The organism is Pseudarthrobacter sp. GQ63 (genome assembly GCF_059758765.1).
Genome location: NZ_JCAXEF010000006.1, coordinates 110,451 through 130,753, shown reverse-complemented (window position 1 = coordinate 130,753; position 20,303 = coordinate 110,451). Strand labels below are relative to the sequence as shown.

Here is a 20,303-nt window from a genome sequence, read left to right as displayed (position 1 = left end):
CCATGATTGCTTTCATCCTTCGTCGGCTCGGAGCCGGCATCGTCACTGTCGCGACGCTCTGCGCACTCGCTTTCTTTCTGCTGTACCTGGGCGCGACGGACACGGCACGTAACATCGTTGGCCAGTCGGCGTCGGCTGAGACCCTAGCCCGCAAGGCCGCCGAACTCGGCATCGACAAACCGCTGATCGTACAATTCGGCGATTGGCTGGGGCAGGTTATCGTCGGCGACCTAGGCCGGTCGTGGTTCACCGGCGAACCGGTTTTACAGACTCTCGCAGTGCGCGTGCCGGTTACGCTTTCAATCACCATCGGCGCAACGCTGGTGTCCGGCATTCTGGCGGTCCTGCTAGGCGCCCTCGCTGCCGGGCAGCGTGGCTGGTTGGACCGCACCATCCAGATCGCGTCGGTCATCGCCGCTGCCGTGCCCGGTTTTCTCTTCGCCCTTGCCCTGGCCACGGTTTTCGGTCTTATCCTTCGCTGGTTGCCTGCCACTGGCTACATCTCCGCTTCGGAGTCCATCACCGGCTGGTTGTCGACTGTGACGCTACCGATCATCGCCCTTTCGATTGGGGCGACAGCCGGGGTGGCCCAGCAGGTCCGCGGCTCGATGATTGACGTACTCAGAATGGATTACGTGCGCACCCTTCGCTCCCGCGGCATTCCCACACACCGGGTGGTATACGGCCATGTACTGCGCAACGCTGCCGGGCCCGCTCTTGGGGTCCTTGGCTTGCAGTTCGTCGTCATCTTCGGTGGCGCCGTGATCATCGAACAGGTCTTCTCGCTCCCCGGAATCGGACAGACAGCGGTAAAAGCCACCACACAGGGGGACCTTCCCGTCGTCATGGGCGTCGTCATCGTCACCGCCGTGCTCGTTGTTCTCGTCAATCTCGCCATCGACCTCCTGCAGGGCTGGCTCAACCCCAAGGTGCGACTCTCATGAGTGAAGTTTTGGCTAGTCCCTTACCTCAGGGCCCTGCGCCGCTACGGCGCGGACTCTTCCGCCGACTCATGCGCAACCCCATTGGCATGATCGCCATCGTGTATCTGGTGTTGCTGGCGCTTGTCGCTGTTGCGGGTCCGTTGATGATTCCGTTCGATCCCAACGAGGCGAAATTATCCAACGTCCTCGCTGGTCCGGGTGACGGGCACTTCCTCGGGAGCGACAGCGCTGGTCGTGACGTGTTCTCACGACTCGTAGTTGCCAGTTCCGTCAGCCTGGGCGGGGCGCTGCTGACCGTGGCCATCGCTGCCCTCGTGGGCGTTCCGGCGGGCCTGATTGCTGGTTACTACGGAGGTTGGTTTGATACCGCTGCCGCGTGGGTTTCCGGACTCCTGATGGCTCTGCCGGCGCTTGTTGTCTTGCTTGCAGTCCGCGCTGTGGTCGGCCCATCCATGTGGCTGGTGATGGCAATTCTTGGGGTGCTCATTTCACCCTCGTTTTACCGTGTTGTTTCCGGATCGGTTCGGGCCGTGCGGGAGGAACTCTACATTGATGCAGCGAAAGTGGCCGGCCTCAGCGATGCCCGGATCATCGGCCGTCACGTGCTCACGGCTGTTCGTGCCCCCGCAGTGCTTCTGGTGGCCGGCATCTTCGCCGTCGGTGTTGGCATCCAGGCAATCCTGGATTTCCTTGGCCTCGGCGACCCGTCCCTGCCCACTTGGGGCGGAATGCTGGGCGAGGGTTTCTACAATATTTTCCGCGCTCCCTGGCTCATGCTCTGGCCCAGCCTGGCAATCGGAATTACCTGCATCGCACTGACCCTGCTCGGTACAGCGCTGCGGGACGAACTCGAGCTCACCGGTGATCGGGCATCCAGAGCCCGCGCCCCCTGGGTCCCGCTCCAACCGCGCCCGGCCCCGCCGGTCGTCCACGGAGACCACGCCTCCGAGCCGCCCCTGCTAAGAATTACAGACCTTGCTGTGGCGTATCCCTCGGAAAACCAATGGACCACGGTCGTTGATGGAGTTTCCCTCACCGTCGCTCCTGGCGAAGTCCACGCCCTTATTGGCGAGTCCGGGTCAGGCAAGACGCAGACGGCATGGGCCACGCTGGGTCTCCTTCCCGAGGGCGGCCGGGTTGTTTCCGGATCCATTCAACTCGACGGGGAGGAACTTACATCAAAAGGTGCCGAGGAGCTCGCGAAATTGCGGGGTCGGCGCATCGCCTACATCCCTCAGGAACCTCTTTCAAACCTTGACCCGTCCTACACCATCGGCTTTCAGCTGATGGAACCCATGCGGGTCGTTGGAGGAATGTCGAAAGACCAGGCGCGACGGCGGGCTCTGGAACTGCTGGACCGGGTAGGTATTGTCGACCCGGAACGGACGATGAAATCCTACCCGCACCAGATTTCCGGCGGGATGGCGCAAAGAATCCTGATCGCCGGAGCGATTTCCTGTAACCCTTCGCTGATCATTGCCGATGAACCCACGACAGCGCTTGACGTCACCGTCCAGGCGGAGGTGCTGGAGGTCTTGCGTGACCTTCAAGCTGATTTGCAGGTTGCTGTCTTGCTGGTCACCCATAACTTCGGGGTGGTCGCGGATCTCGCCGACCGGGTCTCGGTCATGCGCGCCGGAACCGTTGTCGAGTCCGGAACGGTTGCCGACGTGTTCGCCAGGCCGAAGCATCCCTATACGCAGGGACTGTTCGAGGCGGTTCTTGATCACGCACCCACCCGCCAGCCCTTGACATCGAAAACGGAGGCCCGACAGTGAGTTTGCTGGATATCCAGGACGTCTCGGTCACATATCCCCGGCGTGGTTGGCGAAAGCCCCCTTTCCAGGCCCTGCATCAGGTATCACTTGACGTCCGTGAAGGTGAGACGGTCGGCTTGGTCGGTGAATCCGGTTCCGGAAAGTCGACGCTGGGCCGGGCCGTCCTCGGACTTGCACCCGTAAGCGGAGGAAAGATCCTCTTCGACGGGCGTGACCTTGCCCAGGCCAGCACCCAAGAACGCCGAAAGCTTGCATCACGGATTCAGGTCGTATTTCAAGACCCTTACTCCTCGCTCAGCCCATCGTTGACAGTCGGTGAGACTCTTGCCGAGCCGTTGCGGGTGCGTAACGTCCGCCGTAGTGATGCAAATGCGCGGATAGCGGAAGCCCTGGACCTTGTTCGCCTTCCGTTCGACGCGATCCAGCGGCTTCCACGCGAGTTTTCCGGCGGGCAGCGGCAACGAATTGCCATTGCACGTGCCCTCGTTCTTGAACCACGCCTCATCGTCTGTGACGAACCTGTCTCGGCTCTGGACCTGACCACTCAGTCGCTCGTCCTTCAACTCTTCCTTGAGGTTCAGGAGCGCACCGGCGTTTCATACCTGTTCATTTCCCACGACTTGTCGGTTGTGCGGGTAATGAGCCACCGTGTTGCGGTCATGCGCGGCGGAAAGATCCTCGAGAGCGGGACAGCCGGCGAAGTCACCTCCAACCCGAGGCATCCATATACGCAGCAACTCCTACTCGCAGCGCCGGTAGCCGACCCGGCGCTCCAGTCGGCCCGCCGCGCCGCGTACTTTCAATCTCTGAACACCCGGCAGGCAGCCGGAGAAATGGTCTGATCCGTGACTCACTCAAATACCGCCGCAGCTCGTGCCCTGGCAGACGCCATGACACTCGAGCAGCAGGTGGGTTTGCTTCTGCATCCCATCATCATCATTGACAACGATGGGGACCCCGACGCCTCTTCAGGCTTTGGTGGGCCAACGCTCCGCCAGCTCATTGAAGAGTACGGCATCAGGTTCTTTTGCCTTGGCAGTATTCCCGACCCTGCTTCCACCTCCCGAATCCTCAACCGGTTGCAGGACATTGCACGGGGAAGCGGATCGCGACTTCCCCTTGTGTTCTCGACAGATCCCCGCCATTCGTTCATGCAGAATGACGGGGCCGCGCACCGTGCCGCCGGCGTCTCACAATGGCCTGAAAACTTGGGCCTGGGCGCCATCGGCGACACGGAGCTGGTTCGCAACTACGCCAACATCCTGCGCAAGGATTACCTCGCGATGGGTATCAGAATGGCGTTGCACCCGCAGGTCGACCTCACAACGGAGCCGCGCTGGGCAAGGCAGGCACAAAGCTTCGGGGCGGATCCTGCCCGGACAACCGAACTGCTCCTGGCCTTCCTTGAAGGGTTGCAGGGTCCGGCCCTCGGGCCGGAAGGCATCGCCGCCACCGTGAAGCACTTTCCCGGGGGAGGACCTCAACTCGGCGGCGAGGACCCGCACTTCCCTTATGGCCGCGAGCAGGTGTATCCCGGGGGCAGATTCGAAGAACACCTCGCGCCTTTCCGCGCTGCCATCGAAGCGGGCGCAGCAGCGATAATGCCGTACTACGGGATGCCCGTTGACCTTACGGTGGACGGCGAGCTCATCGAGCCCGTCGGATTCGCTTTCAATCGCCAGATCATCACAAACCTCTTGCGGGAGAAGCTTGGCTACGACGGTGTTGTGCTAAGTGACTTCGGGCTGGTGACCGACATCGAAATCGGCGGCAAACCCTTTCCCGCCTGTGCATGGGGTGTAGAGCATCTCTCGCCGCTCGAACGGGTCGGGCGACTGTTTAACGCCGGTGTCGACCAGCTCGGGGGTGAGCTGGACGCTCCGCTTATCCTGCGCGCTGTAGCCGAAGGGCTCGTGAGCCCCGAACGGGTGAAGGTCTCCGCGACGCGGTTGGTAAAATTGATGCTCGACCTTGGCCTCATCGACAACGAAACGGACACCAGGCCTTCAGCGGCGCTGCTCCCGCTTCCACAAGACGTGTCCTTGGGAAAACAGGCCCAAGCCCGGGCAGTGACCGTGCTGACAAACGGAAGTGACGACCTTCCCCTCCTGCCCCTTGCCGGGCCCCGCAAGGTGCACCTGGTCAACCTGTCCGAGGAAGCCCTTCCGGCCGGGTGGTCCGCTGTGGACGCGGACACGGCTGAAGTGGCTATTGTTCGCGTATCCGCCCCGTACGAACATCGTGACCGCTACTTTCTCGAGGCCGGGATGCAGCAGGGCTCGCTCGACTTTCCGGAGGAGGAAGTTGAGCGAATCGCCGCTTTGGGACGGCGTCTTCCCACAATCCTCGTTGTGACATTGAATCGGCCGACGATCCTGACACCACTGGTGGATGCTGTCGATGCGCTCCTGGTGGAATTTGGCATTGCAGATGACGTTCTCCTGGAAGTCTTGACAGGTGGGCGTGCCGCAGAAGGCCGACTGCCGTTCGAGTTGCCCAGGAACATGGCAGCGGTTGAAGCCAGCAACCCGGATGTGGCAAATGACACGGCGGACCCGTTGTTCCCGGCCGGGTGGGGGCTATCGCTTTCCAGCCGTAACCCAGAGCTGAGCAAAGCAGGAGCACAGTGACCGGGAGCGGACTGCAACTAAGCGCAGAATATCGGCGGGACAGTCCGTGGGTGGCAACATCGAGGCCGCGCCTGAGTTGGGTCTTCACCCAGGCGCCGCCGGGTTGGTGCCAGGCCGCAGCCGAACTGCGTCTCAATGACGACCGGATCGAGCAGATCAACGGGACCCTGAACGTGTTCGTCGACTGGCCCTTTGAGGACCTCGTAGCCCGCGAAACATACCAGGTGCAGGTTCGGCTCCAAGGCACAGATGGGATCTGGACCGATTGGAGCGACCCGCTGGATATTCGGCTGGGTACACTCGTGCAGGGGGAGTGGCAGGCTCGTTTCAGCGGACTGACCGCACCACGTCAAGAGGCTCAACCCTTTGTTATCCGCCACCGGTTCCTGCTTGATCGGAAGCCAGCGCGGGCCACCTTGTACTGGTCCGCCCTTGGTGCGGTAAAAGCCCGGATTGATGGAGTCGACGTTGACGACTCTGTTCTGGCACCGGGTTGGACGAGCTATGCAGACAGGGTGCTTCATGAGACAACAGACGTAACTGCCCTGCTGGAGCCTGGATGGCGCACGATCGGGCTCGAAGTCACAGGCGGCTGGTATACAGAGGTTTACGGCTTTGCCGACGAGGCCCGCCGGTTCTACGGAGAGCAACCCTACGCCGCGGCACAGCTGCACCTGCAGTTCGACGACGGGTCAGAAGAAATCATTGCCTCGGGTGATGACTGGGAGACGACTGCGGGTGGCGAAGTGGTCGCCTCCGGCATATACGAAGGCGACACCATCGACCACCGCCGAAGCCTCCGCTGGTGGGACCCACAGGAGGGTGACTGGGAGGCTGCCGCCGTCGGACCCGACCAGCCGGTTCCCGTCGCCCGCATGAATGAGCCCGTCCGGCGGGTAGACACCTTGGCGCCCGTAAAAGTGTCGTCCTCCGCCGCCGGCACCATCCTCGATTTTGGCCAGAACCTCGTTGGACGACTTCGCATCGAGGTCCAAGGTGACGCCGGCACAAGGATCGATATCCGTCACGCCGAGGTCCTGGAAGACGGGGAACTTGCAACCCGGCCGTTGCGCCGGGCGGCGGCGACGGACACGTTTATTCTCTCCGGAACCGGAACCGAGGTGTTCGAACCCGTTGGTACTTTCCATGGCTTCAGATACGCAGAGATATCAGGGCATCCAGGAGACGTGGACCCTGAGCGGGTGCGCGCCATTGTGCTCCAAAGCGACCTGCGCCGCACCGGTTGGCTGGAAACCTCCAATCCGCTCCTGAACCAGCTTCACGAAAACATTGTGTGGAGCATGCGGGGGAACTTTCTCAGCCTGCCCACGGATTGCCCGCAGCGCGACGAACGACTCGGATGGACTGGAGACGCCCAGATATTCGCCCCGACCGCTGCGACACTCTTCGACTGCAACGGCTTCCTCGCCAACTGGCTCGTCGACCTCCGCGCTGAACAGGATAGGGCCGGCGGCGTCGTGCCGAACATTGTGCCCAACGTTTTTGGTTTCGCTTGGCCTGCCGCGGCATGGGGAGATGCCGCAACCGTGATCCCGACCGTGCTGGCCGAACGGTTCGCCGACGATGACTTGCTCACCAAGTCCCTGGACAGTATGCAGGCGTGGGTCTCATCCGAGCTGACAGCAGCGGGCGGTCCGGGGCTGTGGGAAACGACCCTCCAGTTTGGTGACTGGCTCGACCCCGACGCACCCGCTGACATGGCCGGTGCCGCCAAAACCCAGCCCGGGCTGGTGGCAACCGCGTACCTGTACCGGTCCCTTGACCTCCTATCCAAGGCAGCGGCGCACCTCGGCGAGGACGAAACTGCAGCCCGGGCCCGTACGTCAGCCGACGACGTCCGGGCAGCGTTCGCAGCCGCCTACCTCACCAGTGAAGGCCGACTGGTCTCGGACGCCCCGACTGCCTATGCCTTGGCCCTGCAGTTCGGCCTGATTCAGGACCTGTCCACGCGGGAAGCTCTCGCACGTCGTCTCGCGCACGTCATAAAAAGGGACGCTTACCACATCTCAACCGGGTTCATTGGTACCCCATTGGTACTCGACGCGCTCACGGACTTCGGGTACGACAGCCATGCAGCAGCGCTCCTGCTGCAAACGCGCTGCCCATCCTGGCTCTACCCCGTCTCCATGGGCGCGACAACCGTTTGGGAACGCTGGGACTCAATGCTCCCCGACGGGTCAATCAACCCAGGCGAGATGACCTCATTCAACCACTATGCGCTGGGGGCAGTAGCCGATTGGCTGTATCGACGTCTAGCAGGAATCGCCCCCGCAGCTCCGGGCTACTCGAAAATCCATTTCACCCCGACCATTCTTCCTGGCCTCGACCATGCAACAGCAATCGTGGACACACCCGCAGGACGCACAGAAGGAGGCTGGCGGCGTGAACAGGGGGTAATCCACTGGAAGCTCAGAGTGCCCGCCCACGCGACAGCCGCGGTGCGCCTCCCGGGCGTCGAGCTGGAGGTCGGGCCGGGCGTCCACGAATGGACCACAACCGAGCCCACACGGGCGGCCGCCGCCTCTGTGCATATGTGGTCACCTGTATCCGAGGTCGTGGACAACCCGGAGGCGTTCGCATCTGTCATGAAGGTACTCGCCAGCCACGACGGCCACCTCGCCGAAATGGTCCGCCGGCGCACCGACTGGACCTTAAGCACGCCCTTGCAGATTGCGTTGTTTTCGGTGCCACCCCACGTGATCAATCAAGTCGCGAAAGAGTTGGACGCCTGACATGAGCGGTTCTAAGCCCTCCCGCCACGGAGACTAACCCTTTGGATTTCCTCTTTCTACAAACCCTTGACCCGAAAAGAGCAGGAATGACTAGATCTTTTCCCCGCCGCCAGGACCTTGCCGTTATCGGTAGTGGTACCGGAGCTTCCCGCCGCAGCCATGCAAAATCCACCCGCCGCATCCCGGAATTGGTGGCGGGGCGGTGAGCGGCAACCGTTATCCCGCGGCTGTCGATGTTGCCATCGTTGGCAGCGGCCCCACGGCATCGGCATACGCGCGGATCCTCAGCGAGGAAGCCCCCGGCGCCACTATTGCCATGTTCGAGGTGGGCCCCACCGTCAGCAATCCGCCCGGGGCGCACGTCAAGAACATTGCGGACCCCGAGCGGCGCGGCCTGGCCCAACGGGCGTCGGAAGGACCCGGCGCAGGTGCCGCAACCGTGAACTCGCCCGGCGCCGTCAAAAGCGGAGAACGCCGCGCACGGCCTGGAACCTACCTGCTGCAGGATGGCTACGCCTTCCCCGGCGAGGACGGCATGCCCGTCGCGGCCATGTCCAGCAACGTAGGCGGCATGGCCGCGCACTGGACCGCCGCCTGCCCCCGCCCGGGCGGCAAGGAACGCATATCGTTCCTGCCGGACCTGGACGAGCTCCTTGACGACGCCGACCGCCTCCTGGGCGTCACCACCTCCGCCTTCAACGGCGCCCCCTTCTCGGACCTGGTCCGTGAACGACTCGCCACGGTAGTGGATCAGGGCCGAAAGCCTGCCTACCGCGTCCAGCCCATGCCGCTTGCTGTACACCGGCGGCAGGACGGCGGCCTCGTCTGGTCAGGCTCTGACGTCGTGATGGGGGACGTGACCCGCGAAAACCCGCAGTTTGAGCTCTTTGACGAGTCACTGGTGACCCGCATTCTGGTGGAGGACGGCGCTGCCGTCGGCGTCGAAGTCCAGGACCGCCACAGCGGCGAAACTCACCAGGTGGTCGCCCGGTACGTAGTGGTGGGCGGGGACGCGCTCCGCACGCCACAGTTGTTGTGGGCTTCCGGCATCCGGCCCGACGCCCTGGGCCGCTACCTCAACGACCAGGCGCAGGTGGTGTTCGCCAGTAGGCTGCGGGGCGTCACGGCGCCGCAGGGCCATGCGGCCGCGGACGGCGCGCTCAGCGAACAGAGCGGCGTGGCCTGGGTTCCCTACACGGACGAGACACCCTTCCACGGCCAGATCATGCAGCTGGACGCTTCCCCGGTGCCACTGGCCGAGGATGATCCCATCGTTCCCGGCTCAATCGTGGGGCTGGGCCTGTTCTGCGCCAAGGACCTGCAGCGCGAGGACCGGGTAGCGTTCGACGACGATACCCGCGACTCCTACGGCATGCCCGCCATGCGCATCCACTACCGCCTCACCCAGCGGGACCACGAGTTACTGGACCGCGCGAGGCAGGAGATTGTCCGCCTGGGCAAGGCTGTGGGCGAACCGATCGATGAGCGCCCATTTGTGATGCCGCCGGGTGCCTCGCTGCACTATCAGGGCACCACGCGCATGGGCGAGACGGACGACGGCGAGAGCGTCTGTTCCCCGGACAGCCAGGTGTGGCAGGTCCCCGGCCTCTTCGTGGCCGGCAACGGCGTCATCCCCACCGCCACAGCATGCAACCCCACACTGACAGCCGTAGCCCTAGCCGTGCGCGGGGCCCGCAGGATTTCCAAGGAACTCGAGACGCCATTGGCCGCCTCGGTACCAATGACACCATCACTACAGACAAGGAGGTCTCGATGATCGCCGACCGCATGATCGAGCAGGGAACACTCAGCACCCAGGACGGCCGTACCGCCGTGGAAGTCCGCATCCCCTGGTACCGCGCCCTTCCGGGCTCGTGCATCGCCGGGGCAGCGCTGACGGTTGACGGCATCGCCGCCCCCGAGGACACGCTGCGCTGGACCATGAACAACCGGACGTTCAGCTTCGAGGAGCTCGTGGATGAGACCGGCGAGTGGTGGTACCCGCTGGACTCGGCCATCCTCTCCGGCGACCTTCCAGTTCAGGATGCCGATGTAGAGCACGAGGTCCGGGTGGACCTGAAGCTCTACATTCCGTACATCATCACCGACCACGGCGTGCTGCACATCGAAGAGCACGACACCAAGACCATGAAGGTGGCACAGCGATGACCAGCCTCGGCACGCCGATCCAGGGCGTCACCCTTTACAGCTTCACCCGGGCCTTCCACGCCCGGCAGTACGACCTCGATGGCCTCATCCGGAAGGTGGCGGCTGAGGGTTTCGGCCCGGGGCTTGAAATAATCGGGTTCTCCAGCCTGCGCGGTTTCCCGGACCGCATCGACGACACCTTTGTGGGCCAGTTCCGCGACCTGGTGGCTGAGGTGGACCTGGTCCCCACGTCCCTGGCAGTCAACGTGGACACGGGCATCCGCCGGGACCGGCTGATGAACCATGACGAACTGGTCGAGTACATGCGCAAGCAGATCGAGGTGGCGGCCAGGCTCGGCTTCCCGATTGCCCGCGTGCAGATCTCGCTGACACCCGATGCTATGGAAAGCCTGCTGCCGGTCGCCGAGAAGTACGGCGTCACCTTGGCCTTGGAAGTCCATGCTGACCAGCACGGCGCCCATGAGCGCGTTCTTGCCCTCCGCGACCGCTACGAGAAGCTCGATTCGCCGCTGCTTGGCTTTACCGCGGACTGGGGCGCCACGGTCACCGGCTTCGCCCCTTCCCTGCTGGAGGCCTACCGACGTCGTGGTGCATCCGAGGACCTGCTCCGGCAGGTGGTTGAGCTGTGGGACGGCTTCTATGCAGAAGGTCCGCCCAACACCCAGAAGGTCCACGGCGAACGTTTCGGCGCCTTCATTGGCCTGGCCGCGCGGAACGGCCGGCCGGACCTGGGCATCGACTTCGGGATCAACGGAACGGGACTGTTCGGCCCTGCACCGCTGGACACGTGGCTGGAAATCATGCCGTGGGTCCGCCACGTGCACGGCAAGTTCTTCGGCATTGACGAAAACGGTGAAGAGCCTTCGGTGCCGGTGCGCGGCCTGGTCCGCCAGCTTGTCGAGAATGGCTACACCGGCGCCATCTCGAGCGAATACGAAGGCTGGCACTGGAACAACTGGCAGGACCCGTTCGACATCATCCGCAACGAGCAGGCCGTCCAGCGTTCGGCCGCAGCCGATGCCGGTTCCGCCATGATCACCGACGCAACGGACGCCCGCCGCATCCTCAGCAGCCACCTCGCCCAGCCCGTCCACGGCTGAAACAAAAGGAAACAACACACATGTCAGAAGGAATGACGGGGCAATCCGCCACCTCCAGCTTTCGCTGCCGACTGGAGGCCTTGAAGCTGGCATGATCTTTTATGGCCTAATGGGCGCTGCCCATGGTTGTCCGCAGAGCAATTTAAAGATTCCGTCAACCTGCCCGGCGGGGCCAACCCTGGCTTGCTGATTATCCGGCCGGAAGTGGTTGTGACTCTGATCGTCCATGGCTGGGGTCAATTCAGGTTATCCACGGCTGGAAATTGGGAGCCGTTGGAGTAGCTCCCTGGCAGCAGTAGCGGTGAATAACCTATGAGAAATTGTCCCCGGCTGTGGGCGGTGGTTGCCTCCTCTACTCTCAGGGTAAAGCGGGAATCACTGCCCGGCTGTCAGGTTGGGGTGTGCTCTATCTGTACTAGTTGCCCCCTCGGGGCACCCTGGCATCGGCTAAAACGCCGCACCGCCGACTTTCTAATACTCATATCCGAGAGGAGGGCATGTTGCTTGACTGGGGCAGCGCGCTCCCCTATAAACATGAGATGCAACACCGCAGAACCAGCAAACTGCAGTTTGCGGTGAAACTTTCGCAAGCCCGTTCTGTCGAGGATCTCATTCAACGCCTCTACTCGGAGATTGATGAAGTCTTTGACTCGGTTGTCGTGGGCTTTGATCTACTCGACCCGGATACCCATCGCTTACTGTCCACCTCAGCCCACGGCGTGAGCGAGTTCTTTCTCGCTCGATACGACAGTGTTGGCCGGGCCTCCGACCCAGTGTTGAACCACGCTATTCTCAGCGGGGATATCGCATACAACCTCGCCATGATGTCTGAGGTGGAATGGCGGGAGCTGCCGGTCTATCGCGAGGCTTTCTCGCTACACCGGATGACGAACCTCGTGTATGTGCCGGTCGTTGTCGCCGGCAAAGTGGCTGGGACGCTCAACCTAGGGCGCGCCGAGGGGCGGAGCCCTTTCTCACAGACGGAATTGCAGGATGCGAAGGAAATCGCCGGGCTCCTGAGTTCACTGATGGAATCGCTGCAGCGACAGGAGCTCCTTGAACATGAAATCGGGATTCTGCGCGCTGCATTCGACCTGGGGAACGAGGCAGTCGTAATCAGCGATGTGAGGCGAGCCACCCGCTATATGAATCGTGCTGCCCAGCGCGTGCTGGAGGGACAGCAACGCGACGCCCCGTCTTTTGACGAAGCGGTCATCAAGTTCCAAAACCGTGAACATCGACAGGTCTCGGACGATGGATTAGTTTCGCGCATCGTGCCGCTCCGGTGCGGTGAAGGCATTGTTGCCTTCCTTCGCACCGGCTCACGTACAGAAGGACCGCCGGAATGGCTTCGGCAGTCCCTGACGTCACGCGAGACGGAAGTGATGATGCTGGCGAGCAAGGGGCTGCGTGACTCCGAGATAGCGCAGCATCTAAATCTCAGCGTGCACACTATCAAGGGCCACATTCGGGAGATCTTCAAGAAAACCGGTGCACGTTCCAGAGTAGAGCTTGTTCGCATGGCTGTGGCCGCCGACATCGAATAGTTACCCCCCCCTCGAACGAGGGGTGCCCAAACTGTAGCCGAACGGGGACTGACCGTCTTTGGTTGTCCGGCTCTAATCTCATAGCGGCGGAAGGCTGTACCAGCTATCTAGGTCGACTATGACGACTCCCAGTCTCGGTGCGTTGGTGTATGGCAGTCCGGCGCCGCCTGGCATCTCTGCAGGGCGGCTACCCGCAACGTACCAAGGAGCATTGGACATGAGCGCCATTACCCTCGAATCTTCCCTCGCGACGTTCTCCCGTCGTTTTGAGGTATCGGCGAAGCTGACAGAGCGTGGGAAGCAAGTTATCCCCGGCGGCTACAGCCGCAACTCCTTCAATTTCGGCCCGCACGCGATCTATGTCGAGAGCGGAGACGGTGCTTACATCTCTACAGTCGAAGGGCACCGGCTCCTGGACCTGAACAACAATTTCACCGTGAATGTGCTCGGGCACAACCACCCGGCGGTGCAGAGGGCCTTACGCGAGTCCATCGAAACGGGGGTGTCATTTGGTAACCCCGTGGCTCTGGAGACCGAACTCGCGCAACTGCTTGTTGATCGGATTCCATCCATTGAACGGGTGCAATTCTCCTGCTCCGCATCTGAATCTTGCATGTCTGCGGTCCGTGTAGCGCGTGCCTTCACGGGCCGCACTAAGATCGCGAAGTTCGAAGGCGGATACCACGGTTTCACTGATCCGCTTCAGGTCTCGTGGCACCCCGACCACGATGGAGACTGCGGTCCCGATGACGCCCCAAAGGCCATCCCTGACAGTGGAGGCATCCCTGCGGAGGACGTGGCCAACGTGGTCGTGTTAAGCCAGAACGATCGCGGGGGGACGGAGCGAATCCTGCGAGCTCATGCAAGTGAGATCGCCTGCGTTATCCTCGAGCTCGAAAGTGCTTCCGGCGGCGTTGTTACCCTTGAGCAGGACTATGTCGAGAGCCTTCGTGAACTGACCTCGGAGCTGGGAATTGTCCTGATCTTCGATGAGACCGTAACCCTTCGTGCCGGCTATCAGGGGATGCAGGGGGAGTACGGGGTGGCACCTGACCTCACGGTAATGGGCAAAATCATCGGTGGAGGCTTCCCACTCGGTGCAGTAGGCGGATCTGCCGAGATCATGAGCGTCCTGGAGTCAGGGCTTGTCTCCATCTCCGGCACTCACCACGGCCATAAGATCGCCTTGGCCGCCGGTATTTCCACGATGAGGGAGCTCACCCAAGGGGCTTTCGACCGGCTGAATGGAATGGCCACGCGCGTGATGGAGGAGCTCAACGACTGGAGCAACCAGCGGGGTAGCAGCTTCGCCGTGTACGGCAAGGGCATCTCCCACCTCGCTTATGGATTCATGCGTGAACCTGGCTTGAGCATTCGGACTCATCGCGACTACTGGCGGAACTTCGACGGTACCGGAACACAAATTTGTTCGCTGGAACTTGCTAATCGAGGTTTCTTCCCGGTCGCTCGTGGTGACTTCTCGTTGTCATTGCCAATGACCGACGACGACATCACGGCCTTTGTCGAAACCACCAAGGAGATTGTCAGCGGCATCGAAAGCTGACTGGCAGAGCGCAGGTGATCGTAGACACCTTCTGACTACAGACATTTCAGCGCTGGTTGGCTCGAACTCTTGCGACGGCCAAGAAAGTCAGCGGACCGGCAAATGTCGTGCTTCGTTCGGGCGGCAGGAAAGGCGCCCCGGGATTCCCGGCGCGCCTTTCCCTAGTATGTGGTCACTCCGAAAAGCCGCCTACTGGGCTACCTTGGCCAGCGTTTCCCGCTCCGCCGCGATCGCGGTGTGGCGCGCTCCCATCTTTTGCGCGAACTCACGGTGTCCGCGAAGTGTCGGGGTGCTCATTCGCATTGTGTGCTTTGGCGCAGCAGGAGTTGCACGCTAAAGGGTGGCGGGCCCCTGCAGCTTCTTGGCAGTTCGGTCAGGGCGGATAAAGGCCAGCCCGAGCAGACCGGAGACCAGAAGAAGTAGCCCTGCAATCAGGAAGGATTGGTTCACTCCGGTGACCATGTGGCCGACCATTTCTGCGGTCTGTGCCGTTCCTGCGGGGGCAGTTCGATATCCGGCGTTCTCCATGAGCCAACCGACCAAAACTGGCGAAACAATGGCACCTATGGATCCGGTTGCACCCAAGACGCTCATGACTATGGGCCGTTGTTTCATGCCGACAATGTAAGCGACCATGGCTGCTCCCATTGGATAAATGATGCTGCACCCGGCGGCAATGGTAAGGAGCACGATGGCGAGCACTCCCGATGTTTGGGTTGCAAGCACGAAACCTAGTCCGCCGGTGACGAGCGTCAGACTGTAGGGGGCGCCCATCGCCTGACGCACGCTTTTTTCCTTCTTCATGAGCTGGCGGCTGATAATTCCCAGGACCAGCAGGACTGTGGCGCCGAAAAGCCAGGGGAATACTGTAACGATGCCTACCTGCTCGATCGTGAGGTTTGCGGATACTTTCAGGTACTGAGGCAGCCATGTTGTCAAGAAGCCCATGGTCCAGAAGTTGGTGAATACGCCGAAAGCGGTGATGAGGAAGGTTCCGCTGAGGAGCGCCTTGAATATCGGCACCTGGGTTTGTGTGTCGAACCAGGTGTACGCACTGCTTTCGTGTGCATCAGTGCTTCTTGTGTTGTCATTTTCGGCCGGGGATGCGGTCCTGGCATTAGGGGCGTATGGTCCGTCTTTACCTAGGACCAGCCAGGCGACCAGCCACAGCAAACCGAGGATCCCCAAGACACCAAAAGCCCAGCGCCATCCCCAAGCGGCGATAACAAAACCCAGCAGCGGGGCGGCGATTACCGGCCCGAGAGTTGACCCGATTGCAACAAGGTTTGAGGGTAGGGCGCGACGTGATGCCGGAAACCACGAGTGAACTGCTGCCAACGATGTCGGAGTGGCAGGACCTTCCGCACCTCCCAGGATGATGCGGGTGACGAGAAGCGCTGCGGCGCCTCCGCCAAACAGCAATGGAAACTGCATCAATGCCCAAGTCAGTCCAAGGACGAACAGGATCCACTTGACTGAGAATTTGCTGGCTAGGACGCCCGTTACGACGGCTATGACCGCGTAGAGGAAGTAGAAGGAGCTTCCGATAAAGCCAAACTGGGTAGTCGTCATCCCAAGTTCGGCGATTGCTGAGGGGGCTACGAGTCCGAGTACCGCCCGGTCTGCAAATGCAATAATTTGGAGGACTACCAGCATGCCGGTGATAGTCCATGCTCTCCGGTTCATTTTTCCATTCCGGAGTGCATAAGCCAGGGAGCTGGGGTCTTCTTGTCCAGTCGTGGTTTGTGCCATGGCCAGGCCTTTCTGTAACCGTGCAAAGTTGCCCGAGGGCGCTTACAAGTAGTTTGTTAGCGGGCGTAAGGGTCGGTGATGCCGATGTATTGGGTGGTGGTGTACTCGGCGATGCCTTCCGATCCGCCTTCTCGGCCGAGACCTGATTGCTTGACGCCGCCGAACGGTGCTGCGGCGTTGGAGATGACGCCGGCGTTGAACCCGACCATGCCGAATTCGATCTGTTCCGCGACCCGGAGGAGCTTGTTGAGATCCTTGCTGTAGAGGTAGGACGCGAGTCCGTACTCGGAGGCGTTGGCCAGTTTGATGGCTTCTTGCTCGGTGGTGAAGGTGGTGACGGGGGCGACGGGGCCGAAGATCTCCTGGCTTAGGATCACCGCATTGTTGGGCACGTCGGCGAGGACAGTGGGCTGGTAGAAGTAACCGGGCCCATCCACGCGCGCGCCGCCGGTGACGACCACTGCTCCAGCGTCGACTGCGGCCGTGACGAGGTTGTGGACATCGGCGCGTGCGCTGGCGTCAATGAGCGGGCCGACCTGTGAAGCGGGGTCGGTGCCGCGTCCGGTAGTGAGGGCGCCCATCGCGGCTGCGAACTTCCGGGTGAATTCCTGCGCGATGGAGGCGTGGACGAGGAACCGGTTGGCTGCGGTGCATGCTTCGCCCATGTTCCTCATCTTGGCCGCCATAGCGCCTTCGACCGCCTTGTCGAGGTCGGCATCTTCGAACACGATGAACGGGGCGTTTCCGCCGAGTTCCATGGAGGTGCGCAGCACGTTCTGGGCGGCGTCGGCGATCAGCCGCTTACCGACCGGAGTGGACCCGGTGAACGACACTTTCCGGAGCCGGGAGTCTTTCAGCAGCGGCCCCGAGATCCCTGCCGCGGAGGATGACGGGACGACGTTCAGGACGCCGGCGGGAAGGCCGGCTTCCCTCATCGTCTGGGCGAAAAGCTGTGCCGTGAGCGGGGTGAGCTTGGCTGGTTTGAGGACCATGGTGCAGCCTGCGGCGACGGCGGGTGCGACCTTGCGGGTCGCCATCGCAAGGGGGAAGTTCCAGGGTGTGATGAGCAGGCAGGGGCCGACGGGTTTGTGCTGGACGAGGATTTTGTTCTTGCCCTCGGGGGTGGTGAGGTAGCGGCCGTAGTCCCGGACGGTTTCTTCGGAGAACCAGCGCAGGAACTCGGCCCCGTAGGTCACCTCGCCGCGGGCTTCGGCCAGAGGCTTGCCCATTTCCAGGGTCATCAACAGCGCGAAGTCCTCCGCCCGTTCGGTCACGAGGTCGAACGCACGGCGGAGAATCTCTGCCCGCACCCGTGGTGCGGTCTGCGCCCAGAACGCTTGGGCCGCGTCAGCGGCGTCCAGCGCGGCGATTGCATCCTCACTTGTGGCCGAGGCGAGGGTGGCAAGCACCTCGCCGGTGGCGGGATCGTGCACGTCGAACGTTCCGCCGTCGGATGCGTCTCGCCACTCACCACCAATCAACAGGCCGGTCGGCACGGAAGCAAGGAGCTTCTGCTCGCGTTCGGATTTTATGGCAGGGGCTATTACGGTTGAAGTGGTCATGCGGGAGGTCTCCTCAATAAGTGTGCGATGCCAGGTTTTATACTTCGGCGCCGCGAGGATGATGCTGTAGAACACAGTCCAAAGGAGCCGCGGGACGATCCGGCGTCGAAACAATGGGGCTTTCAACGGCGTAGGCGTTTATGGGCCAGGTGGGCGCTTCGAGAGCAGTAGAGCGATAGGGGCGTTGGATGGGCGCAACGCAGATCGCCTACAACGTCACTAAATCCTTCTCTTGGATCATTTCGTGCCCGATTTCTGGGTGTAAAGCAACGGTGAAGGTTGTAAAGGTGTGTCGTGTTACCAGGATGCCGCAATGAGGCTGCTCCTCACGGAGCAGGCGAGTCGCTTCATCGAGTTGCTGGTCTCGTGAGACGCGGTCCCGGGCAACGACGGTAATCGAAGTCTGTATCGGCATCTTGGCTCCTATACCCAATAGTTACGTTGTGCGCATCCGATGGAGGCGGTGGTTCTGGTGGTGAATTTTGAGCGGGCCTGGCTTACTCCGGTTCATCTTCCGAAGGGGGTCGATGATAGAAAAGGGGGTCGCCGTGCAGGCAGACAGGAAGGTAGACGTGTACGGCTGCCTCAGAGTCCTTCATGGTCTGCTCTCCTCTGCGGCCCGTCCTATAGATCAGCCATAGCTGGACTGCCAGGCCAACGACTGTGACCACGGCAAGGGTGATACTGGCAGTAGGATCAGCATCTTCGCCGAAGATAAAGCCCCAGGCTCCTCCCGGCTCAGCGAGGGGATGCATCAGGAAGGGATCAATAGGCTCGACGTACATCTGAAATTCCTTGCCGGTCGCAGGGACTGCATCCCGTTCTTACCGGACCTCTGCCGTAGGCGTCAGTGCAGCACCGTTGAAGCGTCTCTTGATGCGGGAACCGGAAGGCTCCTCCGCCAGCCACACACGGACGTCATCATCCTTGTGGACGGCGATCCGGCCGCCTCCGCCGTCGATCCAGATCCAGAAGATCGATCCATCCGGAACCATGTCGTCCACAGTGCCACGCATGAGCAGCTGATTTTCCCTTTGGACGTACAGCCTGTCCCCAGGAGTAAAACCAGCCCAATCCTTCGCTTTCAATGGCGGGTATGGGGTGAGGGAGGGCAATATCTCTGCGATTTCGCGCTGGACCAAAAGATCTGCCACGTGAGGGTCCTTCTTCCTTGAATCTGTCATTTACCTCAGCGCTCCGGTCCGGGCGCGAGTGGTGCGCGGTTCCTCATCACCTCCGCAAGTGCGGTTCGCGGGTTCCCCTGCCACCCCAACGCGGAACGTTGGAGTGGCAGGGGAGACGAGATGCATCCTCGAAAAATGACTGCTGGGAACCAGCCGGGATGCAGTTAGATGCGGTGGAGGAACCAGTCGCTCAGTCGTGCACCTGCTACTGACATGTAGTCGTAGCTGCAGTGCAGCGATCCGGCACCGTCGTAGATATCGACGGTGACATCATCGGAGGTAAGCGCCTCAACGAAGCGGTCGGCGCCCTTGATGTCCATGATGATGTCGGCGGTGCCGTGCATAACGTAGACGGGGATCTTGAGCTTGTCTGCAACACCGTCCAGGGTGAATTTGGCCAGCTTCTCGCGGGCTTCTGCATCGTCTTTTGAGCCGCTGAGCCACTGGAGCTGCTTCTGCAGGGGCGGGTAGAACTCGTAGAAGTCCGTGAGGATACTCCACGTTCCACACCAGGCGGCTACTGCCTTCACTCGGGGTTCGAAGGCTGCAGCACGCGGGGCGTAGTAGCCACCGAAGCTCACGCCGGCGAGACCGAACCGGTCCGCGTCGACATCGCTGCGCTTCTCAAGGAAGTCGAAGATGGCGGCGACGGGTACTTCATAGTCGGGCCTGCTGTACATTTCCTTGAAGCGCAGCGAGCTGCCGCGTCCGGGGGTGTCGATCATGACCACGTTCATGCCGCGAGCCGGGAATTCGGTTCCGCCCAGGAAGTAGAGTTCTTCGGCCCAAGAGTCGGCGCCGCCAAGAAAGAGGACCGTGGGGCGGGCCTGACCGGAGTTGTCGGGGCGGACGATGTAGCCCTCCATTTCCTTGCCCTCAAACGGTACGGCGATCCGCTCGATCAGTCCGTCGGACAGCTCGGCAGCCTTCTGGAAGTTTTTGGTGCCCTCGACGTAGGCTTCGGTGCGTCGCTCGTCGAAGGAGTCGAGGAAGAATTCGGAGTGGCGCCAGTAGCTCATGGAGCGGAACAGGGCCCGCCGGGCAGTTGTGATGTCGCCGCGTTCGAGGGCTTCGTAGCCGGTGGCTGCGATGTCTTTTGCTGTTTGGCTCCACTCGCGGTGCCAGGTTTCGCCGTCGGTTGTTTCGCGGCCGATGCGGGCTGCGGTACGTGCGCATTCAAACAGGTCGGAACCGCCGACTGCGACCTGGGAAAGCAGCCTCATGGTCTGCAGGGACCAGTCTTCGTCCTGGGGGAAGAGCTCGATGAGCGAGAGTGCGTCGCCCGTTTTGACGGTGTTCATGTGTGTCTCCTTGGTTGGA

At 61.8% G+C, this 20,303-nt stretch carries 15 protein-coding genes; 10 read left to right on the top strand and 5 right to left on the bottom strand.

Annotation, left to right across the window (positions count from 1 at the left end):
• The first annotated feature begins 2 nt into the window (after nt 1-2).
• The 10 genes from AC6CHP_RS12275 (at nt 3) to AC6CHP_RS12230 (ending at nt 14,485) form a co-directional block, all read left to right on the top strand.
• On the top strand, nt 3-944 hold the full coding sequence (locus AC6CHP_RS12275; RefSeq protein WP_430228772.1) for an ABC transporter permease: 942 nt from the start codon (nt 3-5) through the stop codon (nt 942-944).
• Nucleotides 941-2,722, top strand: a complete 1,782-nt coding sequence (locus tag AC6CHP_RS12270; RefSeq protein WP_498230148.1) for a dipeptide/oligopeptide/nickel ABC transporter permease/ATP-binding protein — start codon at nt 941-943, stop codon at nt 2,720-2,722. The genes AC6CHP_RS12275 and AC6CHP_RS12270 overlap by 4 nt, the downstream gene beginning before the upstream one ends.
• Nucleotides 2,719-3,564: an ATP-binding cassette domain-containing protein gene (locus tag AC6CHP_RS12265; protein WP_430228769.1), complete on the top strand. Its 846-nt coding sequence runs from the start codon at nt 2,719-2,721 to the stop codon at nt 3,562-3,564. Before AC6CHP_RS12270 ends, AC6CHP_RS12265 begins: the two co-directional genes overlap by 4 nt.
• A 48-nt stretch (nt 3,565-3,612) precedes the next feature.
• Nucleotides 3,613-5,352, top strand: a complete 1,740-nt coding sequence (locus AC6CHP_RS12260; RefSeq protein WP_498230145.1) for a glycoside hydrolase family 3 protein — start codon at nt 3,613-3,615, stop codon at nt 5,350-5,352.
• Nucleotides 5,349-8,105, top strand: a complete 2,757-nt coding sequence (locus AC6CHP_RS12255) for a family 78 glycoside hydrolase catalytic domain (RefSeq protein ID WP_498230143.1) — start codon at nt 5,349-5,351, stop codon at nt 8,103-8,105. Before AC6CHP_RS12260 ends, AC6CHP_RS12255 begins: the two co-directional genes overlap by 4 nt.
• 202 nt (nt 8,106-8,307) lie before the next feature.
• Nucleotides 8,308-9,882, top strand: coding sequence for a c-glycoside 3-oxidase CarA (gene carA / locus AC6CHP_RS12250; RefSeq protein ID WP_498230141.1), 1,575 nt, complete (start codon nt 8,308-8,310; stop codon nt 9,880-9,882).
• Complete coding sequence (locus AC6CHP_RS12245; RefSeq protein ID WP_430228759.1) at nt 9,879-10,274, top strand: C-glycoside deglycosidase beta subunit domain-containing protein; 396 nt, start codon at nt 9,879-9,881, stop codon at nt 10,272-10,274. Before carA ends, AC6CHP_RS12245 begins: the two co-directional genes overlap by 4 nt.
• On the top strand, nt 10,271-11,374 hold the full coding sequence (locus tag AC6CHP_RS12240) for a sugar phosphate isomerase/epimerase family protein (protein WP_430228756.1): 1,104 nt from the start codon (nt 10,271-10,273) through the stop codon (nt 11,372-11,374). Before AC6CHP_RS12245 ends, AC6CHP_RS12240 begins: the two co-directional genes overlap by 4 nt.
• Before the next feature lie 497 nt (nt 11,375-11,871).
• Nucleotides 11,872-12,921 (top strand): LuxR C-terminal-related transcriptional regulator, encoded by a 1,050-nt coding sequence (locus tag AC6CHP_RS12235; protein ID WP_430228754.1) that lies wholly within the window; start codon nt 11,872-11,874, stop codon nt 12,919-12,921.
• A gap of 217 nt (nt 12,922-13,138) precedes the next feature.
• A complete protein-coding gene (locus AC6CHP_RS12230; RefSeq protein WP_498230138.1) occupies nt 13,139-14,485 on the top strand; it encodes an aspartate aminotransferase family protein in 1,347 nt (448 codons plus the stop codon).
• Nucleotides 14,486-14,818: 333 nt separating this feature from the next.
• Here the strand turns inward: AC6CHP_RS12230 and AC6CHP_RS12225 are convergent, their stop codons facing one another.
• From AC6CHP_RS12225 to AC6CHP_RS12205, 5 genes are all read right to left on the bottom strand, one after another.
• Complete coding sequence (locus AC6CHP_RS12225; RefSeq protein ID WP_430228751.1) at nt 14,819-16,237, bottom strand: MFS transporter; 1,419 nt, start codon at nt 16,235-16,237, stop codon at nt 14,819-14,821.
• Nucleotides 16,238-16,293: 56 nt separating this feature from the next.
• On the bottom strand, nt 16,294-17,799 hold the full coding sequence (locus AC6CHP_RS12220; RefSeq protein WP_498230136.1) for an NAD-dependent succinate-semialdehyde dehydrogenase: 1,506 nt from the start codon (nt 17,797-17,799) through the stop codon (nt 16,294-16,296).
• Nucleotides 17,800-18,296: 497 nt separating this feature from the next.
• Entirely contained in the window at nt 18,297-18,584 is a 288-nt protein-coding gene (locus AC6CHP_RS12215) for a hypothetical protein (RefSeq protein WP_498230134.1), read from the bottom strand.
• 39 nt (nt 18,585-18,623) lie between these two features.
• A complete protein-coding gene (locus AC6CHP_RS12210) occupies nt 18,624-18,815 on the bottom strand; it encodes a hypothetical protein (RefSeq protein ID WP_498230132.1) in 192 nt (63 codons plus the stop codon).
• Nucleotides 18,816-19,147: 332 nt separating this feature from the next.
• Nucleotides 19,148-20,284, bottom strand: coding sequence for an alpha/beta hydrolase family protein (locus tag AC6CHP_RS12205; protein WP_498230130.1), 1,137 nt, complete (start codon nt 20,282-20,284; stop codon nt 19,148-19,150).
• Nucleotides 20,285-20,303 lie beyond the last annotated feature (19 nt).

Bases quoted from the DNA above. Each gene is read 5' to 3' on its own strand.
- AC6CHP_RS12225 (WP_430228751.1), bottom strand. From the start codon at position 16,237: ATGGCACAAACCACGACTGGACAAGAAGACCCCAGCTCCCTGGCTTAT.
- AC6CHP_RS12275 (WP_430228772.1), top strand. From the start codon at position 3: ATGATTGCTTTCATCCTTCGTCGGCTCGGAGCCGGCATCGTCACTGTC.
- AC6CHP_RS12220 (WP_498230136.1), bottom strand. From the start codon at position 17,799: ATGACCACTTCAACCGTAATAGCCCCTGCCATAAAATCCGAACGCGAG.
- AC6CHP_RS12215 (WP_498230134.1), bottom strand. From the start codon at position 18,584: ATGTACGTCGAGCCTATTGATCCCTTCCTGATGCATCCCCTCGCTGAG.
- AC6CHP_RS12245 (WP_430228759.1), top strand. From the start codon at position 9,879: ATGATCGCCGACCGCATGATCGAGCAGGGAACACTCAGCACCCAGGAC.
- AC6CHP_RS12230 (WP_498230138.1), top strand. From the start codon at position 13,139: ATGAGCGCCATTACCCTCGAATCTTCCCTCGCGACGTTCTCCCGTCGT.
- AC6CHP_RS12270 (WP_498230148.1), top strand. From the start codon at position 941: ATGAGTGAAGTTTTGGCTAGTCCCTTACCTCAGGGCCCTGCGCCGCTA.
- AC6CHP_RS12260 (WP_498230145.1), top strand. From the start codon at position 3,613: ATGACACTCGAGCAGCAGGTGGGTTTGCTTCTGCATCCCATCATCATC.
- AC6CHP_RS12210 (WP_498230132.1), bottom strand. From the start codon at position 18,815: ATGCGTGGCACTGTGGACGACATGGTTCCGGATGGATCGATCTTCTGG.
- AC6CHP_RS12240 (WP_430228756.1), top strand. From the start codon at position 10,271: ATGACCAGCCTCGGCACGCCGATCCAGGGCGTCACCCTTTACAGCTTC.
- AC6CHP_RS12235 (WP_430228754.1), top strand. From the start codon at position 11,872: ATGTTGCTTGACTGGGGCAGCGCGCTCCCCTATAAACATGAGATGCAA.
- AC6CHP_RS12205 (WP_498230130.1), bottom strand. From the start codon at position 20,284: ATGAACACCGTCAAAACGGGCGACGCACTCTCGCTCATCGAGCTCTTC.